The sequence below is a fragment of the Sandarakinorhabdus glacialis genome (genome assembly GCF_014643455.1).
Taxonomy (GTDB): domain Bacteria; phylum Pseudomonadota; class Alphaproteobacteria; order Sphingomonadales; family Sphingomonadaceae; genus Sandarakinorhabdus; species Sandarakinorhabdus glacialis.
The window spans coordinates 39,054-55,907 of sequence record NZ_BMJM01000012.1 but is presented as its reverse complement, the minus strand read 5'-3'; the positions used below and the strand labels follow the sequence as shown (position 1 = coordinate 55,907).

Here is a 16,854-nt window from a genome sequence, read left to right as displayed (position 1 = left end):
CGATAACAAGTCCTGATATTTACCGGATATGGGAATTATCCGCTGGACAAACAAGCGGGCCGCCTGTTCCCCCTTCGGCGCCGCGCTGTGGTGGACCAAGCGTCGCAGGCCGCTGTCGGGCGGCCGGTACGGCATGACATGGGGGCGATCGGAGCGGTATCCCGAGTCGCTGGCGCGGCCCGAAAACTGCGCCACACTGCGGCAGGTGCAATGCGGAAGGAGCCGGCGATGAGCGAGTCGACGACATTGACGCTTTATTCCCACCCCTTCTCGTCATACTGCCAGAAGGTGCTGACGGCGCTGTGGGAGAACGATATCGCGTTCACCTACCGGCATCTCGAGGACCCCGGCGCCGGTGCCGAATGCACGGCGCTCTGGCCGATCGGGCGGTTTCCGGTGCTGGTCGACGGCGATCGCACCATCGTCGAATCGAGCATCATCATCGAGTATTTCGACATGCATTTTCCTGGCCCGGTGCAGCTGATACCGGTCGACCGCGAGGCGGCGCTCGAGGTCCGCCTTCTCGATCGCTTTTGCGACAATTACGTCATGGCGGCGATGCAGAAGCCGGTGTTCGAGATGTTGAAGGGCGACCCTGGGCGCAAGGAGGCGGCAATGGCCGAGGCAGCGGCGGCGCTCGACACCGCCTATGCTTGGCTCGACACACGCCTCGCCGGCCGCCGCTGGGCCGCCGGCGCCGACTTCACCATGGCCGATTGTGCCGCCGCGCCGTCGCTGTTCTACGCCGACTGGGTCCACCCGATCGGCGCAAACTGGCCGCGCCTGCGCGAATATCGGGTGCAGCTGTTGGCACGGCCGTCGTTCGCCCGCGCCGTGGAGGAGGGCCGGCGTTATCGCAGCTATTTCCCGCTTGGGGCACCCGATCGAGACTGAATTGTCGGTTGACTCGGCACCGGAACGGATCCAATGTTCTTGTATTGTTCCGCAAGGGAGTCGTCCATGTCCGACCTCATATTCTATACCAATCCGCAGTCGCGCGGGCGCACCGCGCGGTTCATGCTCGAGGAACTGGGGGTGCCGTACGAGACGGTCATCCTCGGTTATGACGGCGACATGAAGACACCCGAGTATCTGGCGATCAACCTGATGGGCAAGGTGCCGACCATCCGCCACGGCGACCGCATCGTTACCGAAGTCGCCGCCATCTGCGCCTATCTCGCCGATGCCTTCCCCGAGGCGGGCCTTGCCCCGGCGCACGACGACCGCGCCGACTATTACCGCTGGCTGTTCTTTGCCGCCGGGCCGGTCGAATCGGCGATCATGGACAATTATCGCAAGCTCGAGCCCGACGCCGAACAGCAGGTGATGATCGGTTATGGCACTTTCAGCCGGACCATTGCGGCGCTCGATGTCGCGGTTGGGAAAAACACCTGGATCGCCGGCGACAGGTTCAGCGCCGCCGATGTCTATGCCGGCTCGCAGATCGACTGGCCGATGAAATTCGGCATGCTCGAACCGACGCCGGGTCTCGTCGCCTATGTCGAGCGCCTGCGCGCGCGTCCGGCGTATATCCGGGCGGCGGAGATCGACGGATAAAGCCGGTCCGTCGCCGAAAAACCTTCGTCATGGGTGGACAAGCGCCCATTGTTGACACCACCCACCCTCCCCCGCCATCCCTCGCGGCATGATCCTCACCCGCCCCGCCGCCGTCCTGTTCGACATGGATGGGCTGCTGCTCGATACCGAACGCATCAGCCGGGCCTCGATGATCGAGGTCTCGACAGCCATGGGCTACCCGGTCACCGAGGCGATTTTCGAGCGCCTCATCGGCGTGCCCGACGACGGCAATCGTGCCACATTGACCGGCATCTTCGGATCCGGTTTCGACTATGACCTGATGCGGACTCGCCAGCGCGCCCTCAACGACAGCCGGTATGGCCATGCCCGGCCGCTGCGCCCGGGCGCCCGCGCCATTACCGAAGCCGTCGCCGCACTCGGCATCCCCTGCGCCATCGCCACTTCGACCGGCCGCGAAAAAGCGACGTCCTTCCTCACCCACACCGGCCTGGTCGGCGCCTTCGACCATATCCTGACCCGCGACGACGTCGCTCGCGGCAAACCCTATCCCGACCTCTACCTCGCAGCCGCTGCCGCGTTCGGCTTCGCCCCCGCCGCCTGCCTGGCGCTCGAGGATTCCTACAACGGCGTCCGCGCCGCCCATGCCGCCGGGGTTCCCGTCATCATGATCCCCGACCTGCTGCCCGAAACCGCCGAGATGCGCGAACTTACCCTCGCCGTCGCACCCGACCTCGATACCGTCCGCGGCTGGCTGCTGGCGCTGTCCTGACGACATTGTCATCCCGGGGTTGACCCCGGATGACAGCAAACTCTACCGCCCCGACAAATGCGCCGCCAGCGCGTCATACGCCGGCAATGTCGTCACATTGATCACCCGGTTGGTCGCTACCGGATGCGAGCCGAACCGCGCGATCACCATTTCGGCCTTGGGATCGATGTAGATCCCCTGCCCGTGGATGCCGACCGCCATGAACTGCCCGCCGGCACGGTGCCACCATTGGCTGGCATAGCTGCCGCCGGCCAGCCCCGGATATTTCGCCGCGACGAACGCCGGCGCATCGCCGCCCTTGCGGATTGCCGCCATCGCCGCCGCCGGGATGATCTCGGCGCCCTGCCAACGGCCGCCCAGCCGCAGCATCTCGCCGAACCGCGCCATGTCGCGCAGCGCCGGCGAAAATCCGCCGCCGGTAAAGCCCGTCCCGACCGGATCGACCTGCAGGCTGGCGTCCTGCTCCATACCCAGCTTCGACCAGAACCGCGCCTCGATCTGCGCCGCGATCGACTGCCCGGCCACCTGCTCGAGCACCCACGCCAGCGCATCGGTATTCGGGGTGCGATAGACCCAGTCACCGCCATGCGCGCCGGCCTTCTTCAGCGACGCGACATTGGCGAAAATCCCGTCCGGCCCGGCATAATCCTTGGGCCGTGGCACCCCGCCCATCGCCAGGCTCATCCGGAAAACGTCGCCGTCGATGCCCCCATAAGCCTCGTCGAAGGCAATGCCGGTGCGCATGTCCATCACCTGGCGCACCGTCGCATCGCCAAAACCGCTGCCCGCCAGTTCGGGCACGTACGACGCCATCGTCCGCTGCGGGTCGAGCTTGCCCTCGGCGATCAATATCTCCGCCAGCGTGCCGACAAAGCTTTTCGTCACCGAAAACGCGATGTGCAGCCCATCGGGCTTCAGCGCACCGAAATAGCGTTCATAAACAATGCGTCCCTTGTGGAGCACGACGATGCCATCGGTGTAATTCGCCGCCAGCGACTGTTCCCAGGTCATCGGCGTCGTCGCCCCCAGCGGCACCAGCGTGATCGCATCGATATCGCGCCGCTCGGCGCGCGGAAATACCGAGATCGGCCCCGACCGCCGCACCGCCGTCGACGGCATCAACTCGCGCCAATGCGAAAAACTCCAGCGCGTTTTCGGGAACGCCCACATGCTCGAATTGTCCCAGCGCACCTGTTTATCGGCCGCCGGCGGAAACCCCTGCATCCACCCCAGCCTGACCGGATCGCTGTCCGCCGCATTCAAAGGCGTCTTGTCCTGTGCCATCGCCGCCGTCCCTGCCAATAGTACCGCCAGCGCCACCAAAATCCGCATCGAATGTCACTCCCCCGAATTGCCGGGACAGCCTAGTGTCGCGAGCGCCATGCGGCAATCTCATGCATAGTAACAGGGCCAACCGACCATGACCGAACTGGATAGCGCCCTTGATTCCGCCTGGCGCGTGCTTGCCCAGGGCGCCGCCGACCCCGACAGCCCGGTCCACACCCCATCGCTTAGCAACATCGACACAAAGGGCCGTCCCGACAGCCGCATCCTCGTCCTCCGCGCCGCCGATCGCGCCAGCGCCAGCCTGCGCTTTCACACCGACGCACGCTCGCCAAAGGTCGCGGTGCTCGACGGCGCGCCCGTCCACATCCTCGCCTGGCATCCCGCAGAGGCGATCCAGCTGCGGATTGCCGGCATCGCCCGCATTCAAACCAGCATCGTCCAAGCCGATGAAATCTGGGCCGCCGCCACCCCCTTCAGCCGCCGTGCCTACCTCGCCGAAAACGCCCCCGGCACAGTCCTACCCGCCCCAGCCTCCGGCCTCCCCCCAACCCTCGACAGCCGAGCCCCGACCGAAGCCGAGCTTGTCCCAGCCCGCCAGAACTTCGCGTTGGTTCTCGTCGAAATCACCAAAATCGACTGGCTCCACTTGGCGCGGAGCGGGCATCGACGGGCGGTGTTCCGGCGGGCGGACAATTGGCTCGGCGAGTGGCTCGTGCCGTAAAACTCCGAACTGCCCCACTCAACACCGTCACCCCCGCGAAGGCGGGGGCCCATCGCCCGCTCATCGACGCTAGCGGGTCAGCTTCTTGTACGTCAGCGCATGCGGCCGATCCGCCGCATCTCCCAACCGCCGCCTTTTGTCTTCCTCATAAGCCTCGAAGTTCCCCTCGAACCATTCGACATGGCTATCGCCCTCGAATGCCAGGATATGCGTCGCCAGCCGATCGAGGAAGAAGCGATCATGGCTGATCACCACCGCACACCCGGCAAACGATTCGAGCGCTTCCTCAAGCGCCCGCAGCGTCTCGACGTCGAGATCGTTGGTCGGCTCATCGAGCAGCAGCACGTTGCCGCCCTTGACCAGCATCTTGGCCATGTGGACGCGGTTGCGCTCACCGCCCGAAAGCTGGCCGACCTTCTTCTGCTGGTCGGCGCCCTTGAAGTTGAACGCCCCGACATAGGCGCGCGTCAGCACCTCGTTCTTGCCGAAGTAGAATTTCTCGTTGCCCTGGGAAATCTCCTCCCAGACGTTCTTGTCGCCCGCCAGCGCATCGCGGCTCTGATCGACATAGGCCAGCTTGACGGTGTCGCCGACGCGGATGCTGCCGCTGTCGGGGGTTTCCTGTCCGGTGATCATCCGGAACAGCGTCGTCTTGCCGGCGCCGTTCGGCCCGATGATGCCGACGATGCCGCCCGGCGGCAGGCTGAACGACAAATTCTCGAACAGCAGCTTGTCGCCGTACGACTTGGTGAGGTTGTTCGCCTCGATGACGGTATTGCCCAGCCGCTCTGGGATCTGGATGAGGATCTGCGCGCTGCCGAGCCGGCGATTGGCCTGTTTTTCGACAAGTTCGTCGAACGCCTTGATACGCGCCTTGGACTTGGTCTGCCGCGCCTTGGCCGACGACCGGATCCATTGCAGCTCGTCGGTGATCGCCTTTTGGCGGCTCTTGTCCTCGCGATCCTCCTGGTCCATTCGCTTCGCCTTGGCTTCGAGCCAATCCGAATAATTGCCCTCGAACGGGATCGCCTGGCCGCGATCGAGCTCGAGCACCCACTTCACGACATTGTCGAGGAAGTAGCGATCATGGGTGACCATGATGGCCATCCCCTTGTATTCCTTCAGATGGTTCTCGAGCCACTGGACGCTTTCGGCATCCAGATGGTTGGTCGGCTCATCGAGCAGCAGGATGCCGGGCTTTTCGAGCAGCAGCTTGCACAGCGCGACGCGGCGCTTTTCACCGCCCGACAGATTGTCGACGCTCGCATCGCCCGGCGGGCAGCGCAGCGCGTCCATGGCGATCTCGAGCTGGTTGTCGAGCGTCCAGCCATCGACCGCGTCGATCTTTTCCTGCAGCGTGCCCATTTCCTCGAGCAGCTTGTCGAAATCGGTGTCGTCCTTCGGGTCGGCCATCTCCGCCGAGATCGCGTTGAAGCGCTCGACGAGGTCGGCGACCGGACGGACGCCGTCCATGACATTGCCGCGCACGTCCTTGGTCGGGTCGAGGTGCGGCTCCTGCGGCAGATAGCCGACGGTGACCCCTTCGGCGGCCCAGGCTTCGCCGATATATTCCTTGTCGATGCCGGCGATGACCTTCATCAACGTCGACTTGCCGGCGCCGTTCGGCCCGATGATGGCGATCTTGGCGCCGGGCAGGAAGCTCAGCGTGATGTCCTTGAACGCCGGCTTGGGCGCACCCGGATAGGTCTTCGACAGACCCTTCATGACATAGGCGTATTGATAGGCCACGGCGGCAAGGCTTTCGAAAAATGCAGGGGACAGGGCGTGTCGGCGCGGTCTAGCCGATTGACCGGGCCAGTTCAAATGGCGCGTCGCGTCCTACCCCTCTCCCGTTCGAGGAGAGGCGAGAGACGGCGCCTTCACGCCGGCCCGGGTGAGGGTCCGTTACTGCAGCGCCGCATCCCCGCACCCCGCCACCAGCACCAGCGGCACTGCAATCTCCCGCCCCGGCACCGCCACCCGGACCTCGACCTTGCCCGCCGCCGCCGCGCCGATCGCCAGCTTCACCAGCCGGCAATTCCAGGCAAAACACCCCTGCACCACGGCATTTTCAGCCGGCTCCTCGCCCAGCGGCACGATCGTCACCCCAGCCGCCGGCACCACGCTGACGACCGCATCGCTCCACCCGGCGCCGTCGCCGTATAGCCGCAACAGGGCGCTTTCCCGGCGCACCACACAGCTCCGCGTCGGCCGCTTGTGCGCCGCCACCGGTGCCAGCGGCCCCAGCGCCAGCGCCGCGTAACACACGGCCTGCGGGTTGCCCGTCACCGCCGCCAGCGCGCTCCCCGTGCACATCGGCATCCGCCCGCGCATCTCGAGCCGGTCGCCCGCCTCGCAGCGCCAGCCGCGCGCCGCTGTCGGCTTCGCCGGAACCGTCACCGCCACACCGCGCTGCGCCACCAGTCCCTTTTCCGGCAGCCCGGCGCATGGACTGGCCTGCGCCCGTGCGGGTACCGCCATCGTTGATGCGGGCCCCGCCATCGCCACCGCGACCAGCGCGATAAAAACCCGCATCAGACCAACTCCGGATCGCCAGTGAACATGATCGTCAGCCACAGTTCCGGCCCGATGCCGCCCAGCGCATTGCCGACCTCGTGCCGGATCTCGTCGAATTCCGCCACCGGCCGCGCCGGCATGTCGGGCGGCACCAGTATCGACACCTCGATGAAGCGCGCCCGCCCGACTTCGACGGCATAGCTCTGGAAATCATGAAAGCCGTGCCGCGCCAATACCGCCGCCACCGCGTCCTTGATCTCGATATGCACCGCCTTCGAGGTGATCAGGAAGATCTCGCCAAAAGCCTGCCGCGCTGTCTGCAGCGGCGCCAGCAGCAACACCGGCGCCAGCAGCGCCAGCACCGCCGGATCGACATACGGCACCACCCATTGCCACGGCGTGCCCTTCAGCAGCAGCCCGCCGCAAAACGCCAGCAGCAGCGCCAGCGTGATCACCCCCGCCATCAGCCAGCCCTGGATCTCGAGCCCGATCAGCTCGGATTCGATACGCTCGTTGCGCGCCTTCAAATAGAACACCATGAAGAAACAGCTGGCACCGACGACGACGGCATAGACGATGCCGATGCCAAACGCCGGCGTCTGTCCGCCCGACATCAGGCCCATCACGGCGTTCAGAAAGGCATAGCCGCAGACAAAGATCAGGATCGACGAATTGAGCGCCATCACCAGCGGTTCAAGGTGCCAGTAGCCGTACTGGAACCGGTGGTTGCCCTCGCTGGCGAGCAGCCGCGCGACAATCAAGGTCAGCACGGTGACGGCCGCGTCGACAACCGAGAATAGCCCGTCGAAAACGATCGACATCGATCCGGCCAGCAGGCCGATGATCACCCCGGCGGCAGCGACGAACACCGTCGCCACGATCGACCATTGCAGCAGCGACGCCTCGAGCGCGCTGCGCAGCGCCGTCACGGCGCGGGCCCGGCGCTGGCTCACCATGATCGTTCCGCCCTCATGACCGCCATCGGCGTCACCTCGCCGCCCGTGTCAAGCGCCACTTGCACGCCCCCCTTGCACCGCCCGCCCCAACCATTATGCCTCTGCCGTAACAGCTGCAAAGGACGCCTCATGTTTCGCCCCCTAACGCTCGCCCTCCTGATCACTGCAACCCCCGTCCTTGCTGCCGACCGGCTCACCCAGGCCGCCACCCTGCGCGATACCGCCCTTGCCCGCTCCGAAGCCTTTCCATTGCTCGAAGACCTGACCACCCGCGTCGGCCCGCGCCTCGCCGGCACCCCCGCCGAACAACGCGGCCGCGACTGGGCAATCGCCGCGATGAAGGCCGCCGGGCTGGTCAATATCAAGACCGAGCCGTTCCCGCTGCCGGTCTGGGAACGCGGCGTCGAATCGGCCGAAATCGTCGGCAGCCACCCGCAGAAGCTCGCCATCGCCGCGCTCGGCTACAGCGGCGCGACGCCGCCGCAGGGCATCACCGCCCCCATCGCCTATTTCGCCAGCTACCAGGCGCTGCAGGACGCGGCGCCCGGCAGCATCGCTGGCAAGATCGCCTTCATCGACCACCGCATGGCGGTCACCCAGGACGGCAGTTCCTATGGCAGCAACGGCGCCGTGCGCCGCTCCGGTCCGGCGCTGGCGCAGTCGAAGGGCGCCGTCGCCGTGCTGATCCGCAGCGTCGGCACCGACAGCCACCGCAACCCGCACACCGGCGGCACCGTCGCCGCGCCGGGCGTTGCCGCCATTCCGTCGGCGGCGCTGTCGCTGCCCGACGCCGAACAGCTCGCCCGGCTGGTCAAGCTCGGGCCGGTGTCGGTCAAGTTCATCTCCACGCCGCGCTTCGACCCCAACGGCCAATCTGCCAACGTCTCGGGCGAAATTCCCGGCACGTCGGGCGAAGTCATCGTCATTGGCGGCCATCTCGACAGCTGGGATCTCGGCACCGGCACCATCGACGACGGCGCCGGCATGGCGATCACGCTGACCGCCGCCAAAACCATCAAGGCCGCCCGGTTGAAACCGCGCCGCACCATCCGCGTCGTTTTCTGGGGCGCCGAGGAGTTCGGGCTGTGGGGCGGCCGCGCCTATGCCGAGGCGCACAAGGCCGAGAACATCGTCCTCGCCGCCGAAAGCGATTTCGGCGCCGACCGGGTCTGGCGCATCGCCTCCAACGTCGCCGACACCGGGCTGCCGCTAATCGCCGAGATCGGCACCGTCCTCGCCCCGCTCGGCATCGCGCCGGCCAGCGACAACAAGTCGGGCGGCGGTCCCGATGTCGGCCCGATGCGCCCGAACGGCGTCGGCATCCTCGATCTCGAGCAGGACGGCACCCGCTATTTCGACCTCCACCACACCCCCGACGACACGCTCGACAAGGTCGACCGCGCCCAGCTCGATCAGAACGTCGCCGCCTGGACCGCCGCCATCTGGCTCGCCGCCTCGGACGACCGGCCGCTCAGGACCAAATAGGCCCAGAACGGCAACACCGGCTCACGCCGAGCAAGATACTGACCCGCTCACGCCGAGCGAAGTCGAGGTACGCCCGAACCAATCCCTATAGACACCAACAACGCGCGCCTTCGCCCCGGTCCTCCTGACTGCATTGCTGCTCCCCGGCTGCATCAGCGCCCAGCGCCAGATCGACGCCAGCCAGGCCGCACTCTATGCCCAGGCGATCACCGAGACCGAGCGCGTCGCCCGCGTCCTCGAAACCACCGGCCCCGGCCGCTATGACGTGCGCTTTTTCTTCAGCAACGCCTTCATCAACCAGAATCTCGCCACCCTCGCCGACTACCGCATCGTCCTGCCAGGCAATCCCGACATCGACCTGCGCGTCAAATCGATCACCCTGTCGGTCATGGGCCCCCTCCCTGCCGTCGCCATCCGCGCCACCGGGACCGCCGACAATATCGCCGCCGACATCACCATGAACGCCGTCCTCACCCCGACCGGCCGCCGCCATGAAATCCGCATAAACATCTATTCGCTGCAACCCGACGTCCGCTGGCGCGGCATCCGTGTCACCCGCATTCCCTCCGCCGATCGCCTGCTCAAGGTCCGCGCCCTCGACGTCACCGCCGGCCTGCCGACCATCCGCCTGCCCGTCGAGGAACGCATCACCATCGGCGGCCCCGCCGGCACCGCCGACATCCGCGTCCAGACCAGCCGTCCGCCGCAAAGCACCGCGCCGTCCTGGCTCAACTTCACCACCACCGTTCCCGCCACGACCTGGACCGGCCGCATCGTCAACCCGCGCTGGTATTTCGTGAACGGCGGCGTCTACATGTTCGGCGACGTGCGATGATCCGCGCCCTCATGCTCCTGCTCGTCGCCGCCCCCGCCGCTGCCCAGGACAGCCTCGCCGACCAGCGCGCCCGCCTCGAACGCGCCACCGCACGCATCGAAACCGCCACCCGCCGCGACACCGCACGCAATTTCGCTGTCTCGCGCCGCATCCATGTCGACCTGTCGCAATCGGTCTTCGCGCGCTGGCTGGGCGCCGTCGCCCCCAACGGCCTCACCGCCGCCGCCCGCGGCACCCGCATGGAGGGCGCCGTCTTCAACGATCGCATCCGCGGCATCGGCGAGCTATCGGCCACCCTCGTTCCCACCGAAACCCGCATGGACATGCGCCTCGCCAACCCCCGCATCGCCGCCGCCACCGGCCGCCTCACCGTCAACGGCAACCTGACCGCCACTGCCTCGGCCCGCGTCCGCCTGTCCGGCATCGGCGCCGACCGCACCGCCGATTGCCGCACCGCCGTCCCCGTCACCGCGCCCGGCACCGCCACCTTCATCCTGCAACCCGCCACCGGCACGCGAATCCCCTATTCGCTGCGCATGACCCGCCCCGACAACCTCGTCACCCGCCTCGATTGCGATTTCGCCGATCGCCGCATCGATCCCGTCCTGCCGATCAACAGCATCGCCGGCAACCTGAGCACCGGATCCATCGACATCGGCCTGTCGACCGACCTCCGCCTGCCCACCCCCGGTTCCGGTGCGCCCCTGACCGTCCGCCTCGCCCCCCGCCGCCCCGACCTGCGCATCACGTCGCAAGGCTGGCATATACAGCCGATTGATTCTAACCAGCGAAACGCAACCAGGCCGGTCAGGCGGGGTTCACCGAAACTGATGCTTCGGTGTCGCCGCAAGCAAGAGCGAGTCACCATCTTGAAACCGAATGATTGGCCTCGCCAGGGCGTCGCCGTCCTCTTCCTTGCTGTCGCCCTCACCAGTTGCGGCGGCGAGACCAAGGCGGATCGCGGTCCAAAGGGTCCCCCGCAGGTCGGTTTCGTCGTCGCCGCCCGCAGCAGCGTGCCGCTGGTCACCGAACTCGCCGGCCGCGTCACCGCCTTTGAAATGTCCGAAGTCCGCCCCCAGGTCGCCGGCATCGTCCGCGAGCGCCTTTTCACCGAAGGCGCCGTCGTCCGCCGCGGCCAGACCCTCTACCGCGTCGATCCGCGCCTCTACGCCGCCACCGTCTCCGAGGCCCGCGCCAACCTCGCCAGCGCGCAGGCCACCGCCGAGGCCGCGCGCATCAGCGCCGGCCGCCTGAAACCCCTCGCCGCCATCGAAGCCGTCAGCGCGCAGGACCTCACTGACGCACAGGCCACCGCCCGCCAGGCCGACGCCGCCGTCGCCCAGAACCGCGCCCAGCTCGAAACCGCGCGCATCAACCTCGCCTTCACCGATGTCCCCGCCCCGATCACCGGCCGCATCGGCCGCTCGCTGTTTACCGTCGGCGCCCTTGTCACCACCGGCCAGGTCGATCCGCTCGCAGTCATCCAGCGCCTCGATCCCATTTTCGTCGACATGCAGCAATCGAGTGCCGACCTCCTCGCCCTGCGCCGCTCCCTCGCTGCCGGCGGCATCGCCCCCGCCCCCGCCTCCGGCGGCAACAACGCAACAACCGCCCGCGTCCGCCTCGTCCTCGAGGACGGCAGCGATTTCGGCATGACCGGCAACGTCCAGTTCTCCGAAGTCATGGTCAACGCCGCCACCGGCACCGTCACCCTGCGCGCCAAGTTTCCCAACCCGCAGGGGGTACTCCTGCCCGGCATGTTCGTCCGCGCCCGCTTTGCGCAAGGCATCGATAACGGCGCCATCCTCGTACCGCAGGCCGGCCTCGCCCGCGGCCCAAAGGGCGACGCCAGCGTCTTCATCGTCGGACCCGGCGACAAGGCCGTCCAGCGCACCGTCACCGCCGCCCGCACGCAAGGGTCCGACTGGGTCGTCACGCAAGGCCTCGAGCCCGGCGACCGCATCATCGTCCAGGGCACCGCCAATGTGAAACCCGGCGCCGTCGTCCGCCCCGTCCCCTACGACACGCCGCAAAAGCTGGTCCCGCCCGCGAAACCTCCAGCAAAGGCGCGCTGATGTCGCGCCTCTTCATCGACCGGCCGATCTTCGCCTGGGTGCTTGCCATCATCGTCATGCTGGCCGGCGTCGGCGCGATCCTGTCGCTGCCGGTCGCCCAATATCCCGACGTCGCGCCGCCGCAGGTCAATATCCGCGCCACCTATCCCGGCGCGTCGGCCGAAACCATCCAGAACAGCGTCACCCAGGTCATCGAGCAGCAGCTCACCGGGATCGACGGCCTGCTCTATTTCAGCTCGTCGTCATCATCGCGCGGCTCGGTGTCGATCTCGGCAACCTTCGCCAAGGGCACCGACCCCGACATCGCCCAGGTCCAGGTCCAGAACCAGGTCCAGCAAGCCCTGCCCCGCCTGCCCGCACAGGTCCAGCAACAGGGCCTGCGCGTCAGCAAGTCGAACCCCGACTTCCTGATGATCGTCGGCGTTTACGATGAAACCGACCGGCGCGACCGAAGCGACATCTCCGATTTCCTCACCACCAGTCTGCAGGACACGCTGGCCCGCATCGAAGGCGTCGGCGAAGTCAACGTCTTCGGATCGCCCTATGCCATGCGGATCTGGCTCAATCCCGATCGCCTCACCAGTTTCGGGCTGATGCCGGGTGATGTCGTCACCGCGATCCAGAACCAGAACACCGAGGTTGCAGCCGGCGAAATCGGCGGCCAGCCACAGCCTGCCGAACAGATGCTCAACGCCACCGTCACGGCACAGGCCCGCCTGCAAACTGCCGAGCAGTTCCGCGCCATCATCCTCAAGACCGAACCCAGTGGCGCCGCCGTCCGGCTCCAGGATGTCGCCCGCGTCGAACTGGGTGCCGAAAACTACAGCTCGAGCAGTCGCATCAACGGCCATTCCGGCGCCGGCCTGTCGATCTCGCTGTCGCCCGGCGCGGATGCCCTCAAGACCGCCGAACTTGTCAAGGCCGCCGTCGAGGCCGCGGCGCCCGGTTTTCCCGCCGGCCTCAAATACTCCTACGCCAATGATACAACCGCTTTCATCAAGCTGTCGGTCGAGGAAGTCGTCAAGACCCTGATCGAGGCCATCGTCCTCGTCATCATCGTGATGTTCGTGTTCCTCCAGAACTGGCGCGCGACGCTGATCCCGACCATCGCCGTTCCCGTCGTCCTGCTCGGCACCTTCGCGATCTTCTATTTCGCCGGGTTCTCGATCAACACCCTCACCCTGTTCGGCCTCGTCCTCGCTATCGGGCTGCTCGTCGACGACGCCATCGTCGTCGTCGAAAACGTCCAGCGGCTGCTGGAGGAAAACCCCGAAATGACGCCGCGCGAAGCCACCATCCAGTCGATGGAGGAAATTCAGGTCGCGCTCGTCGCCATCGCCATCGTGCTGTCGGCGGTGTTTCTGCCGATGGCGTTCTTCGGCGGCTCGACTGGCGTTATCTACCGGCAGTTCTCGCTGACCATCGTCTCCGCGATGATCCTGTCGGCCCTCGTCGCCCTCATCCTCAGCCCGGCGCTGACCGCCACCCTGCTCAAGCAGCACAAGCCCGGCGACGCCTATGACGGTTGGGCGCATCGCCACTTCCCGCGCATCAGCGGCGGGCTCGATCGCGCCGGCGACGGCTTCAACAAATGGTTCACCAGGTCCACCGACCGCTATGTCGGCGCCGTGTCGCGGATCATCGACCGAAAATGGTTCTACCTCGTCATTTATGCCGCCGTCGTCGCGCTGTTGGTGCTGTTGTTCGTCCGCTTGCCGACCAGCTTCCTGCCGACCGAGGACCAGGGCGCCGCACAATTGCAGTTCCGCCTGCCCGCCGGGGCAACCCAGGGCCGCACCATCCCGGTCCAGCTTGCAGTCGAGAAGTATTTCATGAACGAGGAAAAGGCCAACACCAGCGTCGTCTTCACTGTCGCGGGCGGCGGCGGCGGCGGTGCCAGCGGCCAGAATACCGGCCAGGGCTTTCTCAACTTCGCGCCGTGGGACCAGCGCGAGGGTCCGGAAAACAGCGCCGACGCCATCGTTGCCCGCGCCACCGCCGCGTTCGCCAATTTCCGCGATGCCCAGGTGTTTGCCCTGGTGCCGCCCGCCATCCGCGGCCTGGGGCAATCCAACGGCTTCACCATGCAGTTGCAGAACCGCAGCGGCATGACGCGCGCAGATTTCGCTGCTGCCCGCGATCGCCTGCTTGCCGCCGCCAACGCCGATTCCGAGCTGGCCTCCGTCCGCCTCAGCGAACTGCCCGATATCGCCACGTTGCAGGTCGACATCGACCAGCAGAAGCTCTCGGCACTCGGGTTGACGCAGACCGACGTCAACAACACGCTGGCGACGGCGTGGGGCGGCCGCTACGTCAATGATTTCATCGACCGCGGCCGGGTGAAACGCGTGTTCGTGCAGGGCGATGCCCAGTTCCGCTCCGATCCTGACAATCTGTCCCAATGGTTCGTGCGCGGCAACAATGGCCAGATGGCCCCGTTCAGCGCCTTTGCCCGCACCAGCTGGTCGCAGGCGCCGACGACGCTATCGCGCTTTCAGGGCATCCCCTCTTTCGAAATTCAGGGCCAGGCTGCTTCCGGAGTCAGTTCGGGAGATGCAATGGACCGTATCGAAGCGCTGGCGCGTGAAATTCCCGGCACCAGCGTCGCCTGGTCCGGGCTATCTTTTCAGGAACGCCTGTCGTCGGGCCAGGCGCCGCTGCTCTACGGCCTGTCGCTACTCGTCGTCTTCCTCTGCCTCGCGGCGCTGTACGAAAGCTGGACGATCCCGATCGCCGTGCTGCTGGTCATCCCGCTCGGCCTCGTCGGCGCGGTCTTTGCCGTCACCCTGCGCGGGCTCGAAAACGACGTCTATCTCCAGATCGGGCTGCTGACGACGATGGGGCTCGCCGCCAAGAACGCCATCCTCGTCATCGAGTTCGCCGAACGCGCGGAGAAGCACGGCAAGCGCGTCATCGATGCCGCGCTCGAGGCGTCCCGGTTGCGTTTGCGCCCGATCCTGATGACCAGCCTCGCCTTTATCTTCGGGGTATTGCCGCTGGCGCTGTCGACCGGCGCCGGCGCCAACAGCCGCATCGCCATCGGCACCGCGGTCATCGGCGGCATGCTGACCGCGACCATCCTCGCCATCTTCTACATTCCGTTGTTCTTCGTCATCGTCCGCCGCACCGCGCGCGACGCCTTCCGCCCGCACCCGCCCTATGCGCCGCCCAGCCCGGTGCCGGGAGCCGCCGAATGAAGCGGGCGCTCCCCCTGATGCTGGCGCTTTCGGCCTGCTCGATGGCCCCCGACTATGCCCGCACGACGCCGCCGGTGCCGGCGTCATGGCCGGTCGGCGACGCCTATCTGCGCCAGTCCGAGGCATCGCTGCCCAGCGTCACGTACCGCGACGTGTTCCGCGACCAGCGCCTGCAAAGGCTGATCGAGACCGCGCTCGCCAACAACCGCGACCTGCGCATCGCCGCCGCCAACATCGCCGCAGCCCGCGCCCAGTACCGCGTCCAGCGCGCCAGCATCTTCCCCGTCGTCAACGTCGGCGCCGACTACAGCCGGCGCTCGGCAGGGTCGAACACCGGCAATGTCGTCACCGGCAACGGCAGTTCGCTGTCCGCCGACGTCGGCATCAGCGGCTTCGAAATCGACCTGTTCGGCCGCCTGCGCTCGCTCTCCGACGCCGCCCAGAACCGCTATTTCGGTACCGAGGCCGCCGCCCGAGCCGTCCGCCTGACCCTTGTCGCCGATATCGCCGACGCCTGGCTGTCCTGCGCCGCCGACCGCAGCCTGTTGCAGGTCGCCCAAAACACCGTCGCCAGCGCCCGGCGCAGCGTCGACCTCACCGCAGCTCGCCTCAAGGGCGGCATCGCCCCGCGTACCGATCTCGCGCAGGCCCAGCAGATCCTCGGCCAGGCCGAAGCCGATGTCGCCGCCCAGACCACCGCGATTGCACAAGACATCAACGCCCTGCGCCTGCTCGTCGGCACCGTAGTCGACCCGGCATTGCTGGCCGATTCGATCGACGTCGCCGGCCCCACCGTCGCCGCACTCCCCGCCGGGCTCGACTCGCGGGTGCTGCTGCGCCGCCCCGATATCGTCCAGGCCGAATACGAGCTACGCGCCGCCAACGCCGAGATCGGCGCTGCCCGCGCGGCGTTGTTCCCGACGATCTCGCTGACCGGCCTGGTCGGTTTTGCCAGCAACACCCTGACGTCGCTGTTCACCGGCAACGCCTTCACCTGGTCGGTCGGCCCCGCCATCAATTATCCGATCTTCCGCGCCGGCGCCGGCCGCGCCGGCGTCGAGCTCAGCGAAGCCCAGCGCGACGCCGCGCTGGCCAGCTATGAACGCGCCATCCAGTCGGGCTTTCGCGACGTCGCCGACGGCCTCGCGAGACGGGGCACCATCGCCGCGCAACTCGCCGCCGTCGACCGCCAGACGGCAGCCGCCGCCGACACCTACCGCCTCACCGAAGCCCGCTACCGCGGCGGCATCGACACCTTCCTCGCCAGCCTCGACGCCCAGCGCTCGCTCTACACGGCGCAACGCACCCAGGTGAACACAAGGCTCGTCGCCGCCAGCAACGGCGTTACCCTCTACCGCGCCCTCGGCGGCGACGCGCTCATGGACGCGCCCCTCTGACCTCTTGTCCTCCCCCTCAAGGGGGGAGGCGAGAGACGCGTCTTCGCCCGGGTGGGGGTGGTCCCCCGTCGGCGCA

At 67.1% G+C, this 16,854-nt stretch carries 13 protein-coding genes; 9 read left to right on the top strand and 4 right to left on the bottom strand.

The genetic code is table 11. The features are described 5' to 3' along the window. Window positions 1-228 precede the first annotated feature (228 nt). From IEW98_RS13940 to IEW98_RS13930, 3 genes are all read left to right on the top strand, one after another. Window positions 229-894 carry a glutathione S-transferase family protein gene (locus tag IEW98_RS13940; protein ID WP_188763767.1) on the top strand — a complete coding sequence of 222 codons (666 nt, stop codon included), beginning with the start codon at window positions 229-231 and terminating at the stop codon, window positions 892-894. 66 nt (window positions 895-960) lie between these two features. Further along, window positions 961-1,557 carry a glutathione S-transferase family protein gene (locus IEW98_RS13935; RefSeq protein WP_188763765.1) on the top strand — a complete coding sequence of 199 codons (597 nt, stop codon included), beginning with the start codon at window positions 961-963 and terminating at the stop codon, window positions 1,555-1,557. A gap of 88 nt (window positions 1,558-1,645) precedes the next feature. After that, on the top strand, window positions 1,646-2,308 hold the full coding sequence (locus IEW98_RS13930) for an HAD family hydrolase (protein ID WP_188763763.1): 663 nt from the start codon (window positions 1,646-1,648) through the stop codon (window positions 2,306-2,308). Window positions 2,309-2,350: 42 nt separating this feature from the next. Here the strand turns inward: IEW98_RS13930 and IEW98_RS13925 are convergent, their stop codons facing one another. Then, window positions 2,351-3,640: a serine hydrolase domain-containing protein gene (locus tag IEW98_RS13925; protein ID WP_188763761.1), complete on the bottom strand. Its 1,290-nt coding sequence runs from the start codon at window positions 3,638-3,640 to the stop codon at window positions 2,351-2,353. A gap of 88 nt (window positions 3,641-3,728) precedes the next feature. Here IEW98_RS13925 and IEW98_RS13920 point away from each other — a divergent pair, with 88 nt between their 5' ends. Further along, a complete protein-coding gene (locus IEW98_RS13920; protein ID WP_188763759.1) occupies window positions 3,729-4,316 on the top strand; it encodes a flavin-binding protein in 588 nt (195 codons plus the stop codon). A 69-nt stretch (window positions 4,317-4,385) separates the two neighbouring features. Here the strand turns inward: IEW98_RS13920 and ettA are convergent, their stop codons facing one another. The 3 genes from ettA to IEW98_RS13905 form a co-directional block, all read right to left on the bottom strand. Beyond that, the gene (gene ettA / locus IEW98_RS13915; RefSeq protein WP_188763757.1) at window positions 4,386-6,065 is read right to left on the bottom strand and encodes an energy-dependent translational throttle protein EttA; all 1,680 of its coding nucleotides are present in this window, start codon (window positions 6,063-6,065) and stop codon (window positions 4,386-4,388) included. 156 nt (window positions 6,066-6,221) lie between these two features. Continuing rightward, window positions 6,222-6,851 (bottom strand): hypothetical protein, encoded by a 630-nt coding sequence (locus tag IEW98_RS13910; RefSeq protein WP_188763755.1) that lies wholly within the window; start codon window positions 6,849-6,851, stop codon window positions 6,222-6,224. Beyond that, entirely contained in the window at window positions 6,851-7,789 is a 939-nt protein-coding gene (locus tag IEW98_RS13905) for a cation diffusion facilitator family transporter (RefSeq protein WP_188763753.1), read from the bottom strand. Before IEW98_RS13905 ends, IEW98_RS13910 begins: the two co-directional genes overlap by 1 nt. A 129-nt stretch (window positions 7,790-7,918) precedes the next feature. Here IEW98_RS13905 and IEW98_RS13900 point away from each other — a divergent pair, with 129 nt between their 5' ends. The 5 genes from IEW98_RS13900 to IEW98_RS13880 all read left to right on the top strand — a co-directional run bounded on the left by IEW98_RS13900 (window position 7,919) and on the right by IEW98_RS13880 (window position 16,778). Continuing rightward, window positions 7,919-9,274 (top strand): M20/M25/M40 family metallo-hydrolase, encoded by a 1,356-nt coding sequence (locus tag IEW98_RS13900; RefSeq protein WP_188763751.1) that lies wholly within the window; start codon window positions 7,919-7,921, stop codon window positions 9,272-9,274. Between the two features lie 133 nt (window positions 9,275-9,407). After that, window positions 9,408-10,109: a hypothetical protein gene (locus tag IEW98_RS13895; protein WP_188763749.1), complete on the top strand. Its 702-nt coding sequence runs from the start codon at window positions 9,408-9,410 to the stop codon at window positions 10,107-10,109. Between the two features lie 830 nt (window positions 10,110-10,939). Next, window positions 10,940-12,184, top strand: coding sequence for an efflux RND transporter periplasmic adaptor subunit (locus IEW98_RS13890; RefSeq protein WP_188763817.1), 1,245 nt, complete (start codon window positions 10,940-10,942; stop codon window positions 12,182-12,184). After that, window positions 12,184-15,381, top strand: a complete 3,198-nt coding sequence (locus tag IEW98_RS13885) for an efflux RND transporter permease subunit (RefSeq protein ID WP_188763747.1) — start codon at window positions 12,184-12,186, stop codon at window positions 15,379-15,381. Before IEW98_RS13890 ends, IEW98_RS13885 begins: the two co-directional genes overlap by 1 nt. Then, complete coding sequence (locus tag IEW98_RS13880) at window positions 15,378-16,778, top strand: efflux transporter outer membrane subunit (protein WP_188763745.1); 1,401 nt, start codon at window positions 15,378-15,380, stop codon at window positions 16,776-16,778. Before IEW98_RS13885 ends, IEW98_RS13880 begins: the two co-directional genes overlap by 4 nt. The last annotated feature ends 76 nt before the right edge of the window (window positions 16,779-16,854 follow it).

Bases quoted from the DNA above. Each gene is read 5' to 3' on its own strand.
- IEW98_RS13900 (WP_188763751.1), top strand. From the start codon at position 7,919: ATGTTTCGCCCCCTAACGCTCGCCCTCCTGATCACTGCAACCCCCGTC.
- IEW98_RS13925 (WP_188763761.1), bottom strand. From the start codon at position 3,640: ATGCGGATTTTGGTGGCGCTGGCGGTACTATTGGCAGGGACGGCGGCG.
- IEW98_RS13910 (WP_188763755.1), bottom strand. From the start codon at position 6,851: ATGCGGGTTTTTATCGCGCTGGTCGCGGTGGCGATGGCGGGGCCCGCA.
- IEW98_RS13905 (WP_188763753.1), bottom strand. From the start codon at position 7,789: ATGGTGAGCCAGCGCCGGGCCCGCGCCGTGACGGCGCTGCGCAGCGCG.
- IEW98_RS13890 (WP_188763817.1), top strand. From the start codon at position 10,940: ATGCTTCGGTGTCGCCGCAAGCAAGAGCGAGTCACCATCTTGAAACCG.
- IEW98_RS13940 (WP_188763767.1), top strand. From the start codon at position 229: ATGAGCGAGTCGACGACATTGACGCTTTATTCCCACCCCTTCTCGTCA.
- IEW98_RS13920 (WP_188763759.1), top strand. From the start codon at position 3,729: ATGACCGAACTGGATAGCGCCCTTGATTCCGCCTGGCGCGTGCTTGCC.
- IEW98_RS13885 (WP_188763747.1), top strand. From the start codon at position 12,184: ATGTCGCGCCTCTTCATCGACCGGCCGATCTTCGCCTGGGTGCTTGCC.
- IEW98_RS13930 (WP_188763763.1), top strand. From the start codon at position 1,646: ATGATCCTCACCCGCCCCGCCGCCGTCCTGTTCGACATGGATGGGCTG.
- IEW98_RS13935 (WP_188763765.1), top strand. From the start codon at position 961: ATGTCCGACCTCATATTCTATACCAATCCGCAGTCGCGCGGGCGCACC.
- IEW98_RS13880 (WP_188763745.1), top strand. From the start codon at position 15,378: ATGAAGCGGGCGCTCCCCCTGATGCTGGCGCTTTCGGCCTGCTCGATG.